The organism is Streptomyces sp. NRRL F-5727 (assembly GCF_000719555.1).
GTDB lineage: Bacteria > Actinomycetota > Actinomycetes > Streptomycetales > Streptomycetaceae > Streptomyces.
Window position 1 is genome coordinate 1 of the sequence record NZ_JOGX01000174.1, and the last position, 316, is coordinate 316.

Here is a 316-nt window from a genome sequence, read left to right on the forward strand (position 1 = left end):
CCACGCCACGAAGATCCACAAGATCATGGACATGGCCATCGCGGCCGGCGCGCCGCTGGTCTCGCTGAACGACGGCGCCGGCGCCCGGATCCAGGAGGGCGTCTCGGCGCTCGCCGGTTACGGCGGCATCTTCCAGCGCAACACCCGGGCCTCGGGCGTGATCCCGCAGATCAGCGTGATGCTCGGCCCGTGCGCGGGCGGCGCCGCCTACAGTCCTGCGCTGACGGACTTCGTGTTCATGGTCCGTGAGACCTCGCAGATGTTCATCACCGGTCCGGACGTCGTCAAGGCGGTCACCGGCGAGGAGATCACCCAG

At 69.0% G+C, this 316-nt stretch carries 1 protein-coding gene; it reads left to right on the forward strand.

The features are described 5' to 3' along the window. Positions 1-316, forward strand: a 316-nt coding sequence (locus IF73_RS0137240) for a carboxyl transferase domain-containing protein (RefSeq protein ID WP_031016023.1), incomplete at both ends; no start/stop codon positions are given.